This window comes from Streptomyces sp. R11 (assembly GCF_041051905.1).
GTDB lineage: Bacteria > Actinomycetota > Actinomycetes > Streptomycetales > Streptomycetaceae > Streptomyces.
In genome coordinates this window covers 3,903,977-3,922,910 of sequence record NZ_CP163432.1, presented here as the reverse complement: position 1 = coordinate 3,922,910, position 18,934 = coordinate 3,903,977, and the positions used below count along the sequence as shown (strand labels likewise).

General features: G+C 70.7%; 19 protein-coding genes and 1 tRNA gene. 11 read left to right on the top strand and 9 right to left on the bottom strand.

Annotated features, from left to right (window positions below; genetic code table 11):
- Nucleotides 1–41 precede the first annotated feature (41 nt).
- Nucleotides 42–227, top strand: a complete 186-nt coding sequence (locus AB5J55_RS17765; protein WP_362384496.1) for a hypothetical protein — start codon at nt 42–44, stop codon at nt 225–227.
- 4 nt (nt 228–231) lie between these two features.
- Here the strand turns inward: AB5J55_RS17765 and mscL are convergent, their stop codons facing one another.
- The 6 genes from mscL to AB5J55_RS17735 all read right to left on the bottom strand — a co-directional run bounded on the left by mscL (nt 232) and on the right by AB5J55_RS17735 (nt 5,980).
- Complete coding sequence (mscL, locus tag AB5J55_RS17760; protein ID WP_369271628.1) at nt 232–690, bottom strand: large conductance mechanosensitive channel protein MscL; 459 nt, start codon at nt 688–690, stop codon at nt 232–234.
- 147 nt (nt 691–837) lie between these two features.
- Nucleotides 838–1,410 (bottom strand): hypothetical protein, encoded by a 573-nt coding sequence (locus AB5J55_RS17755; protein ID WP_369271627.1) that lies wholly within the window; start codon nt 1,408–1,410, stop codon nt 838–840.
- A gap of 150 nt (nt 1,411–1,560) precedes the next feature.
- Nucleotides 1,561–2,403 carry an S-methyl-5'-thioadenosine phosphorylase gene (locus tag AB5J55_RS17750; protein ID WP_369271626.1) on the bottom strand — a complete coding sequence of 281 codons (843 nt, stop codon included), beginning with the start codon at nt 2,401–2,403 and terminating at the stop codon, nt 1,561–1,563.
- A 77-nt stretch (nt 2,404–2,480) separates the two neighbouring features.
- On the bottom strand, nt 2,481–2,795 hold the full coding sequence (locus tag AB5J55_RS17745) for an FmdB family zinc ribbon protein (protein WP_369271625.1): 315 nt from the start codon (nt 2,793–2,795) through the stop codon (nt 2,481–2,483).
- Between the two features lie 67 nt (nt 2,796–2,862).
- Nucleotides 2,863–4,155 (bottom strand): MFS transporter, encoded by a 1,293-nt coding sequence (locus tag AB5J55_RS17740; protein ID WP_369271624.1) that lies wholly within the window; start codon nt 4,153–4,155, stop codon nt 2,863–2,865.
- 298 nt (nt 4,156–4,453) lie between these two features.
- Entirely contained in the window at nt 4,454–5,980 is a 1,527-nt protein-coding gene (locus AB5J55_RS17735) for a potassium/proton antiporter (RefSeq protein ID WP_369271623.1), read from the bottom strand.
- 228 nt (nt 5,981–6,208) lie between these two features.
- Between AB5J55_RS17735 and AB5J55_RS17730 the strand changes: the two genes are divergently transcribed.
- Entirely contained in the window at nt 6,209–8,989 is a 2,781-nt protein-coding gene (locus AB5J55_RS17730; RefSeq protein ID WP_369271622.1) for a penicillin acylase family protein, read from the top strand.
- An 87-nt stretch (nt 8,990–9,076) separates the two neighbouring features.
- Here AB5J55_RS17730 and AB5J55_RS17725 read toward each other — a convergent pair whose 3' ends face one another.
- A complete protein-coding gene (locus AB5J55_RS17725; RefSeq protein ID WP_369271621.1) occupies nt 9,077–9,697 on the bottom strand; it encodes a 5-formyltetrahydrofolate cyclo-ligase in 621 nt (206 codons plus the stop codon).
- 94 nt (nt 9,698–9,791) lie between these two features.
- Between AB5J55_RS17725 and galU the strand changes: the two genes are divergently transcribed.
- The 8 genes from galU to AB5J55_RS17685 all read left to right on the top strand — a co-directional run bounded on the left by galU (nt 9,792) and on the right by AB5J55_RS17685 (nt 16,775).
- Nucleotides 9,792–10,694 carry a UTP--glucose-1-phosphate uridylyltransferase GalU gene (gene galU, locus AB5J55_RS17720; protein ID WP_369271620.1) on the top strand — a complete coding sequence of 301 codons (903 nt, stop codon included), beginning with the start codon at nt 9,792–9,794 and terminating at the stop codon, nt 10,692–10,694.
- Nucleotides 10,695–10,698: 4 nt separating this feature from the next.
- A complete protein-coding gene (gene glp / locus AB5J55_RS17715) occupies nt 10,699–12,024 on the top strand; it encodes a gephyrin-like molybdotransferase Glp (protein ID WP_369271619.1) in 1,326 nt (441 codons plus the stop codon).
- Between the two features lie 86 nt (nt 12,025–12,110).
- Complete coding sequence (moaC, locus tag AB5J55_RS17710) at nt 12,111–12,638, top strand: cyclic pyranopterin monophosphate synthase MoaC (protein ID WP_369271618.1); 528 nt, start codon at nt 12,111–12,113, stop codon at nt 12,636–12,638.
- On the top strand, nt 12,635–13,171 hold the full coding sequence (locus AB5J55_RS17705) for a molybdenum cofactor biosynthesis protein B (protein WP_369271617.1): 537 nt from the start codon (nt 12,635–12,637) through the stop codon (nt 13,169–13,171). The genes moaC and AB5J55_RS17705 overlap by 4 nt, the downstream gene beginning before the upstream one ends.
- 20 nt (nt 13,172–13,191) lie before the next feature.
- Nucleotides 13,192–13,851 (top strand): GNAT family N-acetyltransferase, encoded by a 660-nt coding sequence (locus AB5J55_RS17700; protein WP_369271616.1) that lies wholly within the window; start codon nt 13,192–13,194, stop codon nt 13,849–13,851.
- A 171-nt stretch (nt 13,852–14,022) separates the two neighbouring features.
- Nucleotides 14,023–15,294 carry a gephyrin-like molybdotransferase receptor GlpR gene (glpR, locus tag AB5J55_RS17695; protein ID WP_369271615.1) on the top strand — a complete coding sequence of 424 codons (1,272 nt, stop codon included), beginning with the start codon at nt 14,023–14,025 and terminating at the stop codon, nt 15,292–15,294.
- Between the two features lie 71 nt (nt 15,295–15,365).
- Nucleotides 15,366–15,439: transfer RNA gene (locus AB5J55_RS17690), tRNA-Ala, on the top strand.
- Nucleotides 15,440–15,545: 106 nt separating this feature from the next.
- Nucleotides 15,546–16,775: an MFS transporter gene (locus AB5J55_RS17685; RefSeq protein WP_369276218.1), complete on the top strand. Its 1,230-nt coding sequence runs from the start codon at nt 15,546–15,548 to the stop codon at nt 16,773–16,775.
- Between the two features lie 4 nt (nt 16,776–16,779).
- Here the strand turns inward: AB5J55_RS17685 and AB5J55_RS17680 are convergent, their stop codons facing one another.
- Entirely contained in the window at nt 16,780–17,256 is a 477-nt protein-coding gene (locus AB5J55_RS17680) for a GNAT family N-acetyltransferase (protein WP_369271614.1), read from the bottom strand.
- A gap of 77 nt (nt 17,257–17,333) precedes the next feature.
- On the opposite strand from AB5J55_RS17680, the gene AB5J55_RS17675 reads away from it, so the two are divergent.
- A complete protein-coding gene (locus AB5J55_RS17675) occupies nt 17,334–18,137 on the top strand; it encodes an exodeoxyribonuclease III (protein WP_369271613.1) in 804 nt (267 codons plus the stop codon).
- A gap of 14 nt (nt 18,138–18,151) precedes the next feature.
- Here the strand turns inward: AB5J55_RS17675 and AB5J55_RS17670 are convergent, their stop codons facing one another.
- On the bottom strand, nt 18,152–18,802 hold the full coding sequence (locus tag AB5J55_RS17670; protein ID WP_369271612.1) for a MerR family transcriptional regulator: 651 nt from the start codon (nt 18,800–18,802) through the stop codon (nt 18,152–18,154).
- Nucleotides 18,803–18,934 lie beyond the last annotated feature (132 nt).

Genomic DNA, 18,934 nt, shown 5'->3' with positions numbered 1-18,934 from the left:
CAGGGCGGGGGTCAGCGTCGCGCGGGCCGTACCCTGGACGCATGAGCACCGCCCCCGCCGCCCCCGAACCGCGCGAGCCGAAGCCCGCGCTGGTCTTCGACGACCCGCTGGACCAGCAGTCCTCGGACGACACGGACCGTGGCTGGGGCGAGCGGCCCGGTACCGGCGGCGACAGCGCGGCCGACCTGAAGCGCTTCCTCGACGAGAAGCCGCCCCACCACCTCTGAGCCCCTACTGCTGGTTGTGCCCCGAGCCGCGCTGGGCGGCCAGCGCGTCGCGGATCTCCTTGAGTACCTCCAGCTCGGTCACCTCCATGACCTCCTGCGCACCCTCCTTGGCCTTGCGGCGAGCCTCCGCGCGGGCCAGGTACTTCGCCATGGGCATCACCATCAGGAAGTAGACGACGGCCGCGGTGATCACGAAGCTGAGGGTCGCGCCGAGGACGGTCCCCCACAGGATCTGGATGCCCTGCTCGCCCTCGCACGTCGAGCTCAGGCACGAGCTGTAGTGATCGAGGTTCTTGGTGCCGATCGCTCCGACCAGCGGGTTGATGATCCCCTTCACCACCGCGTTGACGATGTTGGTGAACGCGGCGCCGATGACCACCGCGACCGCCAGATCGACGACGTTCCCGCGCATCAGGAAGGCCTTGAAGCCGTCCCAGATGCCCGGATCCTTCTTCTCGCTCACCGCGGAGCCTCTCCTCGCGTACGCAGGTCATGGAACGAACAGCTCCGCAACCTACGTCAGGGCTACGCCATCCTGTCCAATCAGGCCACTTGAACGAGGGACTTGACAGGGCATCCAGTGCCATGTGCACGACATGCGTGATCCGGCTCAGCACAGCGTCACCGCCAGCCGTGCCGTAGCGCTCGCGCCCGCGAGGCGTGCCGCGGTGGAGCGCGGTACCGACAGCACGACCAGCGCCCCGCTCTCGCCGGCGGTGTCCAGCGGCTCGGGCACCTTCGTCACCCGCGCCCCGCGTGCGACCACCCGGGCCTCGCCCACCCCGTTCTCCTCCGCGGCGATCACGTCGATCCGGTCGCCGGGCCGCAGCAGCCGCACGGTGGCCCCGTCGGAGATCCGCACCGGCGCGGACACCGTCTCGACGGCACGCGCCCTCTCGACGGTCCGGTGCGGGCGGATCGGCTCAGCCACCGGATGCCCGCGGGCCCGGTCGGCCTCACCCGGGCCCGCCGCCACGAGCGCCGCCGCGGTAACCGCCAGCCCTGCCGCCACGGCCCGCCTGCGCTGCCGTACCAGTCGGCGCAGCCGGTACCGCCCGCCGCGCACCCGCACGGGGGCGAAGTGCGGCACCTCGCAGACGGCGGGGGCATCCGTGCCCGGCGGGAGCGGGGCAACGGGGAAGGAGGAAGGGGAAGGGGAAGGGGACGAGGGAGCAACGGACACGTGGACCACCACCTGCGACGACGGAACGGCTTGCGAAGCCACGATGAGTCATCGCGCCGCTGCCCGTCGGAGCCCGTGGACTACCGGCCGGTTGTGGAGAACTCCCTCGCCCGAACGAGGAGTTCCGCCCTCCCGCGGAACTGAGATTCCCTACGGAAGCTGGAACCCCGGATCCATCCCGCCCAGCGCCTTGGTGCACAGGCAGTCCCGCTCCTCGTTCGCCGGCAGCGCGGCCACCGCGTCGAACAGCACGCCCCGCAGCCGGTCCACGTTCGCCGCGAACACCTGCAGCACCTCGTCGTGCGAGACCCCCTCGCCGGTCTCAGCACCCGCGTCCAGGTCGGTGACCAGCGTCAACGAGGTGTAGCAGAGCTCCAGTTCACGGGCGAGAGCCGCCTCGGGGTGGCCGGTCATGCCCACCACCGACCAGCCCTGAGCCTGGTGCCACAGCGACTCGGCACGGGTCGAGAAGCGGGGCCCCTCGACCACGACCAGCGTGCCGCCGTCCACCGGCTCCCAGTCCCGCCCCCGCGCCGCCTTCAGCGCGGTCGCGCGACCGGTGGGGCAGTAGGGGTCGGCCAGGGAGACGTGTACGACGTTCGGCACGGCGCCGTCGGGCAGCGGCAGTCCGTCGAAGTACGTCCCCACGCGGGACTTCGTACGGTCGACCAGTTGGTCCGGCACCAGCAGCGTGCCCGGTCCGTACTCGGGCCGCAGCCCGCCCACCGCGCACGGGCCGAGCACCTGGCGCGCGCCGAGCGAGCGCAGCGCCCACAGGTTGGCCCGGTAGTTGATCCGGTGCGGTGGCAGATGGTGGCCGCGTCCGTGCCGGGGCAGGAAGGCCACCCGCCGGCCGGCGATCTCGCCGAGGAAGAGGGAGTCGCTCGGCGGCCCGTACGGGGTGTCCACCTGTATCTCGGTCACGTCGTCGAGGAACGAGTAGAAGCCGGAGCCGCCGATCACGCCGAGTTCCACGTTCGCCTTGTTCGCCATGCCCGCACCCTAACCGCACCCGGAAACGCCGAGGACCCCGTCGTCGGATGACGACAGGGTCCCGTAAGGAATGAGTCCTACGCGGCGGAGCTGCTGGAGGAGGTGCCGGCGCTCGACGACTTCGAGTCCGAGGAGGACGACGACGAGGACGAGGACGAGTCGGACGAGGAGGTCGTCGACGACTTCGACGACGCCGGCGAGCTGCTCGACGAGGAGCCGCGGCTGTCGTTCCGGTAGAAGCCGGAGCCCTTGAAGACGATGCCGACCGCGGAGAACACCTTCTTGAGGCGGCCCTGGCAGTTGGGGCACTCGGTCAGGGCGTCGTCGGTGAACTTCTGCACCGCTTCGAGACCCTCGCCGCACTCGGTGCACTGGTACTGATAGGTGGGCACTGTCTTCCTCCTGGCACTCTCACTCGATGAGTGCTAACGACGGTCCATAGTGACGTATTCCAGCCGCTCAGTCCACTGCCACCGGCACGCGGTGACCCACGCCACGTGCGACCGTGCGGCTGCCGGACCGTGTCTCCAGTCGCGAGCGCAGCGCCACCAGGGTCGCGAGGGCGAGGAGCGTACCGCCCATCGGCACCAGGAACCCGGCGCCGCCCCAGAAGCGGTCCTCCAGCTGACCGGCGACGGTGACGGCGGCGGCCTGGCCGAGCGCGACCGCACCCGTGAGCCAGGTGAAGGCCTCGGTGCGGGCGCCGGCCGGGACCAGGCTCTCGACCAGCGTGTAGCCGGTGATCAGCGCGGGCGCGATGCACATGCCGACGAGCAGACCGAGGCCTGCCAGGACGAGCACCGAGTGCGCGGCCCACAGGCCGGACGCGGTCAGGGCGAGGGCGGCGTATCCGACGAGGAGGCGGCGCTGCGGGGCCATCTTCCATGCGATGGCTCCACAGGCGATGCCGGAGAGCATGTTGCCCGCGGCGAAGGTGCCGTACAGGACGCCGTTCAGGCCGGGCTCGCCGATCGACTCGGAGAAGGCGGTCAGCGAGACCTGCATGCCGCCGAAGACGGAGCCGATGCCGAGGAAGGTCACGATCAGCACGCGCACGCCGGGGATGCGCAGCGCGGGCGTGTGCTCCACGCGCGTGTGGCCGACGGCCGTGACCGAGGGCTGCGTGCTCTTCTGCGCGGCGAACAGCAGACCGCCGAGCAGCGTGAGCGCGGCCTCCGTGACCAGGCCCGCGGCCGGGTCGACGGCGGTGCACAGGGCGGTGGCCAGCAGCGGGCCGACGACGAAGGTCAGCTCGTCGGTGACCGACTCGAAGGCGGCGGCCGTCGTCATCAGGGGGGAGCCCTGGAGCTTCACGCCCCAGCGGGCCCGCACCATGGGCCCGACCTGCGGCACCGAGGCGCCGGTGGGCACGGCGGCGACGAACAGGGCCCACAGGGGCGCGTCGGTCAGGGCGAGCGTCGTCAGGGTCAGACCGGACAGGGTGTGCAGCAGGACGCCGGGGATCAGGACGGCGCGCTGGCCGTAGCGGTCGGCGAGGCGGCCGCTGTAGGGCGCGAACAGCGCCATGGAGACGCCGGTGACGGCAGCGGCGGCGCCCGCCGCACCGTAGGAACCCGTGGTGTGCTGCACGAGCAGCACGATGGAGATGGTCAGCATCGCGAACGGCTGGCGGGCCGCGAAGCCGGGGAGCAGGAACGTCCAGGCGCCGCGGGTGCGCAGCAGCTGTCCGTATCCCGGGCGGGAGGAGGCCGGCGCGTCCTTCGACGGCTCGGTGGTGACCGTGGATGCCACGGCCCGTGCCTTTCTGCCGCCTGGTAGCGCGGCCCCTACGGGTGGGGGGCGGCGCCGAGAGCTGTCCTCTTGCGCGGAACTGCGGTAGATACCGGCGCCCGATTGAGGAGGGACGTCCCGGCCGCCATACGGTCGCGCCAGCTCTGCGTCAGGCAGAGTTGGTTCGATCTGGGTGCTCCTGCATAGTACAGGGGAAAGCGGCTGTTGATCCTGTGAAAATGAGCACTACGTAGCGCTCCACCTGCGATTGGGTAGGCCCTCTCCGGCCGTGCCTCAGGTCGCCCCTCGGGCCGCCCCATCAGGCCGGCCCGTTCGTCCCCAGCCACCCGGCCAGCTTGCCCCCGGCGCCCACGGCGCGCAGTCGGCGCTCGGCGGCGTCCCGTACCGGGTCCGTGGCGACGACGAGCAGTTCGTCCCCGTGCCGCAGCACCGTGGTCGGCAGCGGAACGAACGATTTTCCGTCGCGGACGACGAGGGTGACGGCGGCCCCGGCGGGCAGCCGCAGCTCGTTGATCTCGACACCGTGCATCTTCGAGCCGTCGGGGATCACGAAGGACAGCAGGTGCCCGCGCAGCCGCTCCAGCGGCGCCGACTCGATGCCCAGGTCGTCGGCCCCGGGGCCCTGGCTCAGGTGCAACTTGCGGGCCAGCCAGGGCAGGGTCGGGCCCTGGACCAGGGTGTAGACGACGACCAGGACGAAGACGATGTTGAAGATGCGGCGGCTGTCCTCGACGCCGCCGACCATGGGGATCGTCGCCAGGATGATGGGCACGGCGCCGCGCAGCCCGGCCCAGGACATCAGGGCCTGCTCCCGCCAGGCGACGCCGAACGGCGTCAGGCACAGGACGACGCTCAGCGGGCGGGCCACCATGGTCAGCGCCAGCCCGATGACGAGCGCGGGCAGGATGTCGTCGCCCAGCTCGTGCGGGGTGACCAGGAGCCCGAGCAGGACGAACATGCCGATCTGCGCGATCCAGCCGACCCCGTCGGCGAACCCGCGCGTGGCGGGCCAGTGCGGCAGCTTGGCGTTGCCCATCACCATCGAGGCGAGGTACACGGCCAGGAAGCCGCTGCCGTGCGCCATCGCGCCCGCGGCGTACGCGGCGACGGCGATGGCCATGACGGCGATCGGGTAGAGACCGGAGGCGGGCAGGGCCACGTGCCGCAGGCCCCACGAGCCCAGCCAGCCCACCGCGAGGCCGATGGCTGCGCCGATGGCCAGCTCCAGCAATATCTCGCCCAGCAGCACGTACGAGGGCTCGATCGGACCGTGCGTGGAGAAGGCGACCACCAGGATGACCACGGGGGCGTCGTTGAAGCCGGACTCGGCCTCCAGGGTGCCGGTCACGCGCGAGGGCAGGGGAATCCGCCGGAGCACCGAGAACACCGCGGCGGCGTCGGTCGAGGAGACGACCGCCCCGATGATGAGCGCCTGCCGCCACTCCAGCCCGACCAGATAGTGCGCTGCCGCCGCCGTGACCCCGACGCTCACCGTGACCCCGGCCAGTGCCAGCGCGGTGGCCGCCGGAAGGGCCGGCTTGATCTCTTTCCACTTCGTGCCCAGACCGCCTTCGGCCAGGATCACGACCAGCGCCGCGTACCCGATGACCTGGGTCAGCTCGGCGTCGTTGAAGCTGATGCCGCCGATCCCGTCCTGGCCCATGAGGACGCCGATCCCCAGGTACACGAGCAGGCTGGGGAGCCCGCTGCGCGAGGAGATCCGGACCGCGGCGACGGCGACGAGCAGGACGAGCGAGCAGACGAGCAGGAGCTGGTTGAGGTCGTGGACAGTCAGCGGCCGTTCCCTTCCCTGGCCGGCACGCACGCGCGCGCGGGCTCACGTACATAGGACACGAAGTGGCGGGTCTCCGCACCCAACTACTTCGTTACCTTACCTAACTCTTGACGATTTCTTGACACTCGGGCAGGCGTGATCGAACGTCCGTCCGCGCTGGTTCCCCACTCCGCGTCAAGGTGGAGCGGGCCCTGCGCCTATGGTTGCTCCAGCACTCCAGGACCGCCTGCCGCTCGCGTTAGGACAGCAAGGACAGCGATGCCCCCCAACACCACCGCCTCCACGGGTCAGCAGCCCGGCAAGTCCGGCAGGAAGAAGGGGCGCAGAGGCCGCCTGATCGTCATCGTGCTGGTCCTGGCCGTCGTGGCGGGCGTCACCGGCGGGGCGTACTGGTCCATCAGCACCGTGCGCGCCTCCTTCCCGCAGACCAAGGGGTCGATAACGCTCGACGGGCTGTCCGGGCCCGTCGACGTGAAGCGCGACGGCTACGGCATCCCGCAGATCTACGCCTCCTCCGACGAGGACCTGTTCATGGCGCAGGGCTTCGTCCAGGCGCAGGACCGGTTCTACGAGATGGACGTGCGCCGCCACATGACCTCCGGGCGTCTGTCGGAGATGTTCGGCAAGAGCCAGGTCGACAACGACGAGTTCCTGCGCACCCTGGGCTGGAACCGCGTGGCCGAGCAGGAGTACGAGAAGACGCTGTCCGACTCCACCAAGAAGTACCTCCAGGCGTACGCCAAGGGAGTCAACGCCTACCTGGACGGCAAGGGCAACAAGGACATCTCCCTGGAGTACGCGGCCCTCGGGTTCGCCAACGACTACAAGCCGCAGAAGTGGACCCCGGTCGACTCGATCGCCTGGCTAAAGGCGATGGCCTGGGACCTGCGCGGCAACATGCAGGACGAGATCGACCGCGCCCTGATGACTAGCCGCCTGGGCCCCAAGGAGATCCAGGACCTGTACCCGGACTACCCCTACGGCCGGAACAAGACGATCGTCCAGGCCGGCCAGTACGACGAGGTCACCAGGACCTTCGAGCAGGGCTCCGCGTCCACCGCGGGTTCCTCCGCCGACAGCTCCACGAGCGGCACGGGAACGGCCGCCGGCTCGGACGGCACCGGCCTGCAGAGTCAGCTGTCGGGCCTCCAGGACGTCCTGGACGACCTGCCGACCGCCGTCGGCGTGAACGGCAACGGCATCGGCTCCAACTCCTGGGTGGTCGGCGGGAAGCACACCATCACCGGCAAGCCGCTGCTGGCCAACGACCCGCACCTGTCGGCCGCGCTGCCGTCCGTCTGGTACCAGATGGGCCTGCACTGCCGCTCGGTCTCCAGCAAGTGCCAGTACGACGTCAGCGGCTACACCTTCGCGGGCATGCCCGGCGTGATCATCGGCCACAACAAGAGCATCGCCTGGGGCATGACGAACTCCGGCGTCGACGTCACCGACCTCTACCTGGAGAAGCTCTCCGGCGACGGTTACCTGTACGACGGCAAGACGCGCCCCTTCACCACGCGCGAGGAGACCATCAAGGTCGCCGGCGGTTCCCCCAAGAAGATCGTCGTCCGCGAGACCGGCAACGGACCGCTGCTGTCCGACCGCAGCAGCGAGCTGGTGAAGGTCGGCAAGAAGGCCACCGTCGACACCGCCGCCCCCGACCGCGGCGACGGCTACGGCATCTCGCTGCGCTGGACCGCGCTCCAGGCGGGCACCACCATGGACGCCGTCTTCGCCATGGACAAGGCGAAGAACTGGACCGACTTCCGCGCCGCGGGCGCCCTGTTCGACGTGCCCTCGCAGAACCTGATCTACGCCGACACCGACGGCAACATCGGCTACACGCTGCCCGGCAGGATCCCCACGCGCGCGCAGGGCTACGACGGTTCCGTCCCGGCGCCCGGCTGGGACTCCAAGTCCCGCTGGACCGGCTACATCGACGACGACGAGCTGCCGTACGAGTACAACCCGTCCCGCGGCTACATCGTCACCGCCAACCAGGCGGTGGTCGACAAGGCCAAGTACCCCTACACGCTCACCACGAACTGGGGCTACGGCGCCCGCAGTCAGCGCATCACCGATCTGATCCAGTCGAAGATCGACGACGGCGGCAAGATCTCCACCGAGGACATGCGTCAGATGCAGCTGGACAACAGCAGCGAGATCGCCAAGCTGCTGGTGCCCAAGCTGCTGAAGATCGACATCGACGACAAGACGGTCCGGGACGCGGACGACGTCCGGGAGGCGCAGGAGCTCCTGGAGGGCTGGGACTACACCCAGGACGCCGACTCGGCGGCCGCCGCCTACTTCAACTCGGTCTGGCGCAACATCCTCAAGCTCGCCTTCGGCAACAAGCTGCCCAAGGAGCTGCGGGTCAAGGGCCAGTGCCTGTGGATCGACCCGGTCAACACCACCGGCCCCGCGGACGACACGGAGAAGGTCCGCGAGTGCGGTGAGCGCGACGCCGACCAGGCGCAGCCGGACGGTGGCGACCGCTGGTTCGAGGTCGTGCGCAGTCTCCTGGACGACGAGAAGAGCGACTGGTGGACGACGCCGAAGAACGGCACCCGCCCCGCGGCCACCGACCGTGACGGCCTGTTCAAGCGCGCCATGATCGACGCCCGCTGGGAGCTGACCGCCAAGCTCGGCAAGGACATCGACACCTGGAGCTGGGGCCGGCTGCACCGCCTGTTCCTCAAGAACCAGACCCTCGGCACCGACGGCCCCGGGTTCCTCCAGTACGCCCTCAACCGCGGCCCCTGGAAGCTCAGCGGCGGCGAGGCCACGGTCAACGCCAGCGGCTGGAACGCGGCCGGTGGCTACGGCGTGGTCTGGGTGCCGTCGATGCGGATGGTGGTCAACCTCGGTGACCTCGACAAGTCGAAGTGGATCAACCTCACCGGCGCCTCTGGGCACGCCTACAACGCTCACTACACCGACCAGACGGACAAGTGGGCCGACGGCGAACTGCTCGACTGGTCCTTCTCGAACGGAGCCGTCGACGAGAGCACGAGCGACACCCTGGTGCTCAAGCCGTGAGCCGCTGACGGCGCACAGCTGACGCGAACGCCGAAAGGGCCCTCCACGCACGCGTGGAGGGCCCTTCGCCTGTGCGGGTCGGGGGACTCAGACCTCGCGGAACCTGCGCACCCCCGACGGCGTCACCACCGCATCCACCGGACGGTCGTGCGGCTCTTCGGGGACGTGCTCGACGACCTCGGAGTCGTACAGCAGCACCACGCGCGCGGGATGCGCCCCCGCGCCCTCGAGGCGGGCCAGGACGCGGTCGTACGACCCACCCCCGCGCCCCAGACGCATCCCGCGCGCGTCGACCGCGAGGCCCGGCAGCAGCACGACGTCGGCGCCGGTCACGGCGTCCGGGCCGAGGCGCTCGCCGACGGGCTCGAAGAGGGCCATCTTTCCGCCGTGTTGGACGCGGGCGAGGGAGTCCTCCCCCAAGTAGGCACCCCAGTCGAGGTCGTTGTCGGGCAGGAGGGCGGGGAGCAGGACGCGCACGCCCCGGGCGCGCAGCGCGTCCAGCAGCGCGAGCGTGCCGGGTTCACTCCCCACGGAGACGTACGCCGCCACCACGCGCGAGTGCGCGAGCTCGGGCAGTTCCAGCGCCCGACCCGCCAACGCCGTCGCCGTTTCCCGCAGGTCATCGGCCGTCAACCTGCTTCTCACCGAGATGAACTCTCGCCGCAACCTGCGCTTGTCAGTGTCGGCCGGACGTCCGGAGTGAGTCACTGGTCGCACCCGTACCCTTCCTAATGCGCTCATATGAGAGTGAATTAACCGGAGCCTCAGATTCACTGCAAAGGCACCGGATATGGTGTCGGGCATGACTCAGTCGCACCCTCGGATCAGCAAGGCTGTCATCCCCGCAGCGGGCCTCGGTACCCGCTTCCTGCCGGCCACCAAAGCCACTCCCAAGGAGATGCTGCCGGTCGTCGACAAGCCGGCGATCCAGTACGTGGTCGAAGAGGCCGTATCGGCCGGTCTCGACGACGTCCTCATGATCACGGGCCGCAACAAGCGCCCGCTGGAGGACCACTTCGACCGCAACTACGAGCTGGAATCCGCCCTTCAGAAGAAGGGTGACGCCGGCCGGCTCGCCAAGGTGCAGGAGTCCAGCGACCTCGCGACCATGCACTACGTCCGCCAGGGCGACCCCAAGGGCCTCGGCCACGCCGTCCTGTGCGCCGCCCCGCACGTCGGCCACGAACCCTTCGCCGTCCTCCTCGGCGACGACCTGATCGACCCGCGCGACCCGCTGCTCAAGCGGATGGTCGAGGTGCAGGAGCAGCACGGCGGCAGCGTCATCGCGCTGATGGAGGTCGCGCCCGAGCAGATCCACCTCTACGGCTGTGCGGCCGTGGACCCCACCGAGGACGGCGACGTGGTCAAGGTGCACGACCTCGTCGAGAAGCCGGCCGCCGCGGACGCCCCGTCGAACTACGCGATCATCGGCCGCTACGTCCTCGACCCGGCCGTCTTCGACATACTGCGCAAGACCGAGCCCGGTCGCGGCGGTGAGATCCAGCTCACCGACGCCCTGCAGCAGCTCTCGCAGGACGAGAAGGTCGGCGGCCCGGTGCACGGCGTCGTCTTCAAGGGCCGTCGCTATGACACCGGAGACCGTGGCGACTACCTCCGTGCCATTGTCAGACTCGCGTGCGAACGTGAAGACCTGGGCCCGGACTTCCGGACCTGGCTTCGCAGTTACGTAGCCGAGGAGATGTAGCGAGTTGAGCACCGCCGCCGCGCCCCGCCCCGCCGGCCAGGACCACCTCTGGTCGGTGGACGAACACCTGGAGGACATCCTCGCGACCGTCCGCCCCCTCGAACCCATCGAGCTGCAACTGCTCGACGCCCAGGGCTGTGTCCTGGTCGACGACGTCGCGGTGCCGGTCTCCCTGCCACCGTTCGACAACAGCTCCATGGACGGGTATGCGGTGCGGGTCGCGGATGTCGCGGGCGCGAGCGAGGAGTTCCCGGCGGTCCTGGAGGTCGTCGGGGACGTCGCGGCGGGCCAGGCCGACCTGCTCCACGTGGGCCCCGGCCAGGCCGCCCGCATCATGACCGGCGCCCCGCTGCCGCCCGGCGCCGAGACGGTCGTTCCCGTGGAGTGGACCGACGGCGGCCTCGGCGAGGGCCCGGTGACCGGGATGCGCGCCCGCAGCCTGGCCCCCGACGGTGCCCGTGGCCAGGTGCACATCCACCGGCCGGCCGAGGCACGCGCGCATGTGCGCGCGAAGGGCAGCGACGTCAAGGCGGGCGACCGGGCCCTCGAGGCGGGCACGATCCTCGGGCCGCCCCAGATCGCCCTGCTCGCCGCGATCGGACGCGGCACGGTGCGCGTGCGCCCACGCCCGCGTGTGGTCGTCATGTCCACCGGCAGCGAACTCGTCCAGCCCGACGAGGACCTGGCCCACGGCCAGATCTACGACTCCAACAGCTTCGCCCTCACCGCCGCGGCCCGTGACGCCGGCGCCATCGCCTACCGCGTGGGCGCCGTCGCCGACGACGCCGAGACCTTGAGGTCCACCGTCGAGGACCAGCTCGTGCGCGCCGACCTCATGGTCACCACAGGCGGCGTGAGCGTCGGGGCGTACGACGTCGTCAAGGAGGCGCTGTCGCACGTCGGTGACGAGGACGAGGCCGGTAGCGGCATCGACTTCCGCAAGCTCGCCATGCAGCCCGGCAAGCCCCAGGGCTTCGGCTCCATCGGCCCCGACCACACCCCGCTGCTCGCGCTCCCGGGCAACCCTGTGTCGTCGTACGTCTCCTTCGAGCTCTTCGTGCGCCCCGCGATCCGTACCCTGATGGGCCTGGAGGACGTCCACCGGCCGCGGATGACGGCGACCCTTGCTGCGGACAAGGCGCTGAGCTCGCCCAAGGGACGCAGACAGTTCCTGCGCGGGACGTACGCCGACGGCGAGGTGCGGCCGGTCGGCGGCGCCGGTTCCCATCTGATCGCCGCCCTCGCACACGCCGACGCGCTGATCGTCGTCCCGGAGGACGTGGAGAGCGTCGAGCCCGGCGCGGAGGTCGAGGTGGTCCTGCTCCGCTGAGGGGCCCTGGCCCGCGATACCGTGTCGCGCACAGCAGGCCCGTGCGCCGCACCGCGACGGGCCCGGACCGGGAGCGCCACACGATCATGACTGTGCCTTCCCGGGGGGAGACCCCCGGACCCCATGAGCACGACCGACCCACGCAGGAGCGGCTGACGCACATCGACGACGCGGGCGCGGCCCGCATGGTCGACGTCTCCGAGAAGGACGTGACCGCGCGCACCGCCCGCGCCAGCGGACGCGTCCTCGTCTCGCCCCGCGTGGTCGAGCTGCTGCGCGGCGAGGGGGTACCCAAGGGCGACGCCCTCGCCACCGCGCGTATCGCGGGCATCATGGGCGCCAAGCGCACACCGGACCTGATCCCGCTGTGCCACCCGTTGTCGGTGTCCGGTGTGAGACTGGACCTGTCGGTCGCGGACGACGCGGTGGAGATCCTGGCCACCGTGAAGACGACGGACCGCACGGGCGTCGAGATGGAGGCCCTCACCGCGGTCTCCGTCGCCGCGCTCACCGTGATCGACATGGTGAAGGCGGTCGACAAGGGAGCGGTGATCACGGACGTACGGGTGGAGGAGAAGACGGGCGGCAAGTCGGGCGACTGGAGCCGGGCATGACACTGGACGCGTCGATCGGCGGTGCACTGCTCGCGCCGTACAGCGCCCTGGTGGTCACCGCCTCCAACCGGGCCGCCGCCGGGGTCTACGAGGACAAGGGCGGCCCGCTGATCGCCGACGGCCTCAAGGGCTTCGGTTTCGCGGTCGACGGACCGCAGGTCGTCCCGGACGGCGACCCCGTGGCCGCCGCCCTGCGCGCCGGAGTCGACGCCGGGTACGACGTCATCGTGACCACCGGCGGCACCGGCATCTCGCCGACCGACCGCACACCCGAGGCGACCCGTGCCCTCCTCGACTTCGAGGTACCGGGCGTCGCCGAGGCGATCCGGGCGTTCGGGCGGGACAAGGTGCCCACGGCGGCACTGTCCCGAGGACTCACCGGAGTCGCCGGGCGCACGCTGATCATCAACCTGCCCGGCTCCAGCGGCGGGGTGAAGGACGGGCTAACCGTCCTCGAACCCCTCCTGATCCACGCCGTCGACCAGATCCGCGGCGGCGACCACCCCAGACCCGGCAGTGGGGGTGCGAGCTGAACAGCCCATCCTGGCCCGTCGTGCTGAGGGACGGCGATGTCGTTCTGAGGCCGATAAAGATGCGCGACCAACGGGCCTGGCGCGAGGTCAACCGGCGCAACCGGGACTGGCTGCGGCCCTGGGAGGCGACCATTCCGCCGCCCACGCCCAGCGGACCGATCACGCACCGGCCGACCTACCGCCAGATGGTCCGGCATCTGCGGTCCGAGGCGCACTCGGGCCGGATGCTGCCGTTCGTCATCGAGTACCAGGGGCGGCTGGTCGGGCAGTTGACCGTCGCCGGGATCACCTGGGGCTCGATGTGCTCGGGACACGTCGGCTACTGGGTGGACGAGGCGGTGGCGGGCCGCGGCGTGATGCCGACCGCGGTGGCACTCGTGGTGGACCACTGTTTCCGCACCGTCGGTCTGCACCGCATCGAGGTCTGCATTCGCCCCGAGAACGCGCCCAGCCGGCGGGTCGTGGAGAAACTCGGATTCCGCGAGGAGGGGCTGCGTCCGCGATATCTCCACATCGACGGAGCCTGGCGCGACCATCTCGTCTTCGCGCTCACGGCCGAAGAGGTGCCGGAAGGGTTGGTCGCCCGCTGGCGACGGGCGCGCTCGCAGCAGACATCGCAGTCGAACCCGCAGGACACCCGCCAGAACAGCCAGGGGAATCCCGCCTGGCCCGGAAATTGAATAAGTGTTCGAAATTGATCGCCGGATGACCGGCTCAGGGCATTAAATTCGCGCCTCGGCGGGCTGCTGATCGCATCGGTCACAAAAAAAGTTCGAAATATCAGCCAGATCGTGCGACACACCGGCTCAATTGGCGGATGGCCTCACGCAAACCCCTCTACCGTGTGAGACGTGAGCAGCAGCGGCCTCATCTACGCAGTCATTGTCGGGGCCTGGGCCGCCTACTTGGTGCCGATGTGGCTCCGTAGGCAGGACGAGCTGAACGAGGCCCGTCCGACGGAACGCTTCAGCACAGCCATCCGGTTGCTGTCCGGACGGGCGGGGATGGAGCGCCGGTACGCCAAGGACCTGCGCGCGCGCTCCACCGAGGAGGGGGAGCCCAGCGCCGATGACCCGGGCGACGTCACCGAGTCGGTGGACGTCCGGGCCTTCGCCGTGCCTCCGACCCGTCCGCAGACCCAGGCTGCGGTACAGGAGCAGGCACCGGGGCGCCCGGAGCCGGCCCGGGAATCCTCGCGAGAACCGGGCGGCAAACCGGCACCCGAACACGGGTCCAGGCAGGCCCCCGAACGCGCGGGCGCGCCCGCGGCCGAAGCCGGCCCCGGCCCCAAGGCGCGCAAGCGGGTACCCGCCCCTCGCCGGGCGCCCTCGGCCTCGGAGGAGGCGGCAGCAGCGCGTGCCCGGCGCTTGAAGGTGCTCGCGCGCCGTCGGCGTACCACCGTCGTCCTCTTCCTCGCCTTCACCCTCGGCGCGATCGTCGCCGCGGTCGGCGGGCTCGCGTTCCTTTGGGCGCCCGGCGTTCCCGCCGTGACGCTCAGCGGGTACATCGCCTATCTGCGCTCCCAGGAGCGCCGCCGCTTCGCCTACCAGATGGACCGGCGCCGCGCCGAGGTCGCCGCGCAGCGGCTCCGCGAGCATGCGCGCCAGTCGCGCCGGCGCGGCCCCGCCGACGCCGGCCTCGACGAGTCCGACGAGGGGCCCGAACCAGGTACCGACCCCGGGCTCTCGGCCCTCGCCGCGGACCGGCGCGCCCTCGTCGAGCAGACCGACCACGCCGAATGGGTCGACCAGCAGCGCGAGCGGCAGCGCAGGCCCGGCCACGGCGACAGCTGGGACCCGGTGCCGGTGCCCCTGCCGACGTACGTGACCGCGCCGGTCGCGCCACGCGCCACCTCCGACGTGGACCTCGGCGCGCCGGACGCCTGGAGCTCGGCACGGTCGAGCCCCGTCGGCCGGGACCGGGAGGCGGGCGCCGAGGCCGCGGACGGGTCCGCGCGGGGCGCCGAGCCGGGCGACGCGGGTCACGAGGAGGAGAAGGCCGAGGGGGGCGGTCGTAGCGACGCACGCCGGGCCGCCTCCGCTCGCCGGGCGCGTGAGCGGGGCCGTACGCCACTGTTCGACCAGTTCGAGGACGGCGAGAGGCCACGAGCCGCGAACGAGTAGCCGCCCCCGTCCGGCCAGGGAACGGATTTCCAAGCAGGCCGATCGGGGTGCTAAAGTTTCACTCGTTGCAAGGGCCTGTGGCGCAGTCCGGTAGCGCACCTCGTTCGCATCGAGGGGGCCAGGGGTTCAAATCCCCTCAGGTCCACCGCAACAACTTTCCAGGGAAACCTGGGCAGTTGAAAGATCCCGTCCGATCGGTTGATCGGGCGGGATCTTTGTTGTTCCCAAGGGGTCACGTCTTGAGGGGGACTGTGCAGAAGGCCACCGCGGAGTTACCGGCCAGGCGAGTGGCGCCCTTGCGGAACACACGCTTCCGGCGGTTCGTGACCGCCAGTCTCATCTCGGCCACCGGATCCGCGATGGCGCCCCTCGCGCTCGCCTACTCCGTGATCGAGCAGGGCGGTGGAGCAGGCGACCTCGGTGTGGTGCTCGCCACGAACACCGTGCCGACCGTCGTCTTCCTTCTCGTGGGCGGAGTGCTCGCGGACCGGGTCTCCCGAAGCAGGCTGCTCTTCCTCGGCAATCTGCTGGCCGCCGCCGCTCAGGGAGCGCTGGCCGTGACCGTCGCCATCGGCCAGGCGACGACCACCTCCATCGCGGTCTGCGGCTTTGTCTCGGGCACGGCCATGGCCTTCACCGTGCCCGCCACCCAGGGCGCCGTGCCCCAGATCGTGCCGGCGGAGCAGCTGCAGCAGGCCAACGCCCTGCTCAGGCTGCCGAGCAACGCCGTCAAAGTGCTCGGGCCGGCCATCGGCGGAGTCGTCGTCGCGGCCAGCGGCCCGGCCTGGGCGCTGGCCTGGGACGCGCTCACCTTCGCCGTGGCCGCCGTCCTGCTGCTCGGGCTGCGCCTGGACGCGCCCGTCACCGCCACCAGTGCGCTGAGTGACCTGCGGGAGGGCTGGACCGGCTTCTGGTCGCGGACGTGGCTGTGGACCTACACGGTCGCCGGGGCCGTCCTGGTCGCCGCCTGGCTGGCCGGCTTCCAGTTGCTGGGGCCGGTCGTGGCGGCGGAACAGTACGCGGGGGCCCGTGACTGGGGGCTCGTCGCGGCCGCGTTCTCCGCGGGGCTGCTGGTCGGAACCGTGGTGTGCCTGCGCTGGCGGCCGTACCGGCTGATGGCCGTGGCGGTCGTGGCAGGCGCGCCGCTCGCGGGGCCGTTGCTGGTCATGGCGTGGGGACTGCCGCTGGTCTGGCTGCTGTTGGCCACCCTGCTCGCGGGAGTCGCGTTGGACGTGGCGATCGTCGCCTGGACGACCGCCTTCCAGCAGCACGTTCCGCAGGGCGAGTTGGGGCGCATGAGCGCGTTCAACAGCGTCGGGGAGCGGCTGGCCATTCCGCTCGGCTACCTGCTCACCGCGCTCGCCGCCGGCAGCTGGGGCAACCGGACGGTGCTGCTGGCGTGCGCCGGGCTCGTCGTCGCCGCCACCGTCCTCAACCTCTGTGTGCGGGACCTCTACCGCGTCAACGCCACACGGAACTGAGCGCTCACAGCGCCTTCGCGTAACACAGGCTCAGCTCGTGGAAGCGGTAATAGCCGAACTTCCTGCACGGCTCGTAGCCGCTGGACGTGTACAGTGCCACCGCCTCCGGCTGCTTCGTCCCGGTCTCCAGCACCATGCGCGTACGGCCCGCCGCCCGCGCGTCCTCCTCCAGCGCGGCCAGGATGCGTCGCGCCAGGCCTCGCCCGCGCATCTGCTCGATGACATACATCCGCTTGAGCTCGGCGTCCCCGTCCTCGTTGCCCTCGCCGTTCTCGTCCTGTGACCGCCAGCCGCCGGACGCGACGGGGGTGCCGAGCGCGTCGTACGCGATCAGGTAGAGACCGTTCGGCGGCCTGAAGTCCGCCGTGTCCAGGAGTGTGGCGTCGCCGGCGTCGCCGTAGCGGACGCCGTACTCGGCCTGCACCTGGTCGTTGAGCTTGACGGCGTCGGGGTGGTCGAACGGGACAGGATGTATATGCATGCTAGGTTCCGTATATCGGTTCAAGATCAAGAGGTTCCAGAATCGGACACCGTCCAGTGTGCCGGTAAGGTGCCCGAGTGCTCACTGTGACCTCTGTGAATGTGAACGGGCTGCGGGCCGCCGCGAAGAAGGGCTTCGTGGAGTGGCTCGCCGGCACCGAGGCCGATGTGCTGTGCCTTCAGGAGGTGCGCGCGGAGCCGCAGCAGCTCCCCGAGCCCGTCCGCACGCCCGACGGCTGGCACGTCGTGCACGCGCCCGCCGCCGCCAAGGGCCGCGCAGGCGTCTCCCTCTACACCCGCCGCGAGCCCGACCGGATCCAGGTCGGCTTCGGGTCGAGTGAGTTCGACGACAGCGGGCGTTACGTCGAGGCCGACCTGCCGGGTGTGACGGTCGCCTCGCTCTACCTCCCGTCCGGCGAGGTGGGCACGGAGCGGCAGGACGAGAAGGTCCGCTTCATGGGCGAGTTCCTCGCCTACCTGAAGGCCCTGCGCGAGCGCGCCGCCGCCGACGGCCGCGAGGTCCTGGTCTGCGGCGACTGGAACATCGCCCACCAGCAGGCCGACCTGAGGAACTGGCGCGGCAACACCAAGAACTCCGGCTTCCTGCCCGAGGAGCGGGAGTGGCTGACCGAGGTGTTCGCCCCGGCCGCCGGCGGCTACGTCGACGTCGTACGGTCACTGCACCCGGACGTGGAGGGGCCGTACTCGTGGTGGTCGTACCGGGGGCGGGCCTTCGACAACGACACGGGTTGGCGCATCGACTACCAGGTGGCGACGCCGGGGCTTGCCGACAGGGCGCTCAAGGGGTACGTCGAGCGCGCGGCGACGCATGCCGAGCGATGGTCGGACCACGCGCCGGTGACGGTGGTCTACGGCCGCTAGCCCGGCCCTCGCCGTCAGTCCCGCTCGCTCTGCTTGCGCAGCCGCCGGTCCAAAGCCAACGACAGCTCCGCCTCCACCACGCTCCGCGCAAGCGGGCGCAGGCGGTGGAGGTCGTCCTCGCGGGCGTGGCGTAGTACCAGTTCGGCGAACATCTCCGCGAGGTCGTCGACGTGTTCGCGGACCTGCTTGCCCGCCGCCAGGACCTCCGCGAGGGGGATGCCCTCGCGGACCAGGGCCGAGGAGACGTCCAGGAGGCGGCGGCTGATGTGGACGATCTCGCCGCCGTCGGTGCCGAGGTAGCCGAGGTCCAGGGCGGCGGCGAGGTTCTCCGGGGTGACCTGGCCCTCGAAGCGGGCGGCGAGTTCCTCGGGGGTGAGGCGGACCGGCTCCTCCTCCGTGGGTGCGGCGCCGAGGAGGTCGGCGACGTCGCGGCCGTGGTCGAGGGCGTCGGCCAGTTCCGCGATGCCGTTCAGGGTGTGGCCGCGTTCCAGCAGGGCCGAGATCGTGCGCAGGCGGGCCAGGTGCTGGTCGTCGTACCAGGCGATGCGGCCCTCGCGGCGGGGTGGCGGGATCAGCTTGCGTTCGCGGTAGAAGCGCAGGGTGCGCACCGTGATGCCGGCCAGGCGGGCCAGTTCCTCCATGCGGTATTCACGCTTCTGGGTCACCCGGGAACCTTAATTCGTACCGGCGGTAACTTTCCTCGATCCGACCCCTACCGGTCGGTACGGACCTCCTCTACTCTCCCCATTGTGCCAGTGTTCACTGGCATGGTTCCGGGTTCCGGGTGGAAGCAGGGA

Coding starts and splice junctions, on each gene's coding strand:
- AB5J55_RS17765 (WP_362384496.1), top strand. CDS start 42: ATGAGCACCGCCCCCGCCGCCCCCGAACCGCGCGAGCCGAAGCCCGCG.
- AB5J55_RS17750 (WP_369271626.1), bottom strand. CDS start 2,403: ATGGCGAACAAGGCGAACGTGGAACTCGGCGTGATCGGCGGCTCCGGC.
- AB5J55_RS17730 (WP_369271622.1), top strand. CDS start 6,209: ATGCCCCCCAACACCACCGCCTCCACGGGTCAGCAGCCCGGCAAGTCC.
- galU (WP_369271620.1), top strand. CDS start 9,792: ATGACTCAGTCGCACCCTCGGATCAGCAAGGCTGTCATCCCCGCAGCG.
- moaC (WP_369271618.1), top strand. CDS start 12,111: ATGACTGTGCCTTCCCGGGGGGAGACCCCCGGACCCCATGAGCACGAC.
- AB5J55_RS17705 (WP_369271617.1), top strand. CDS start 12,635: ATGACACTGGACGCGTCGATCGGCGGTGCACTGCTCGCGCCGTACAGC.
- AB5J55_RS17680 (WP_369271614.1), bottom strand. CDS start 17,256: ATGCATATACATCCTGTCCCGTTCGACCACCCCGACGCCGTCAAGCTC.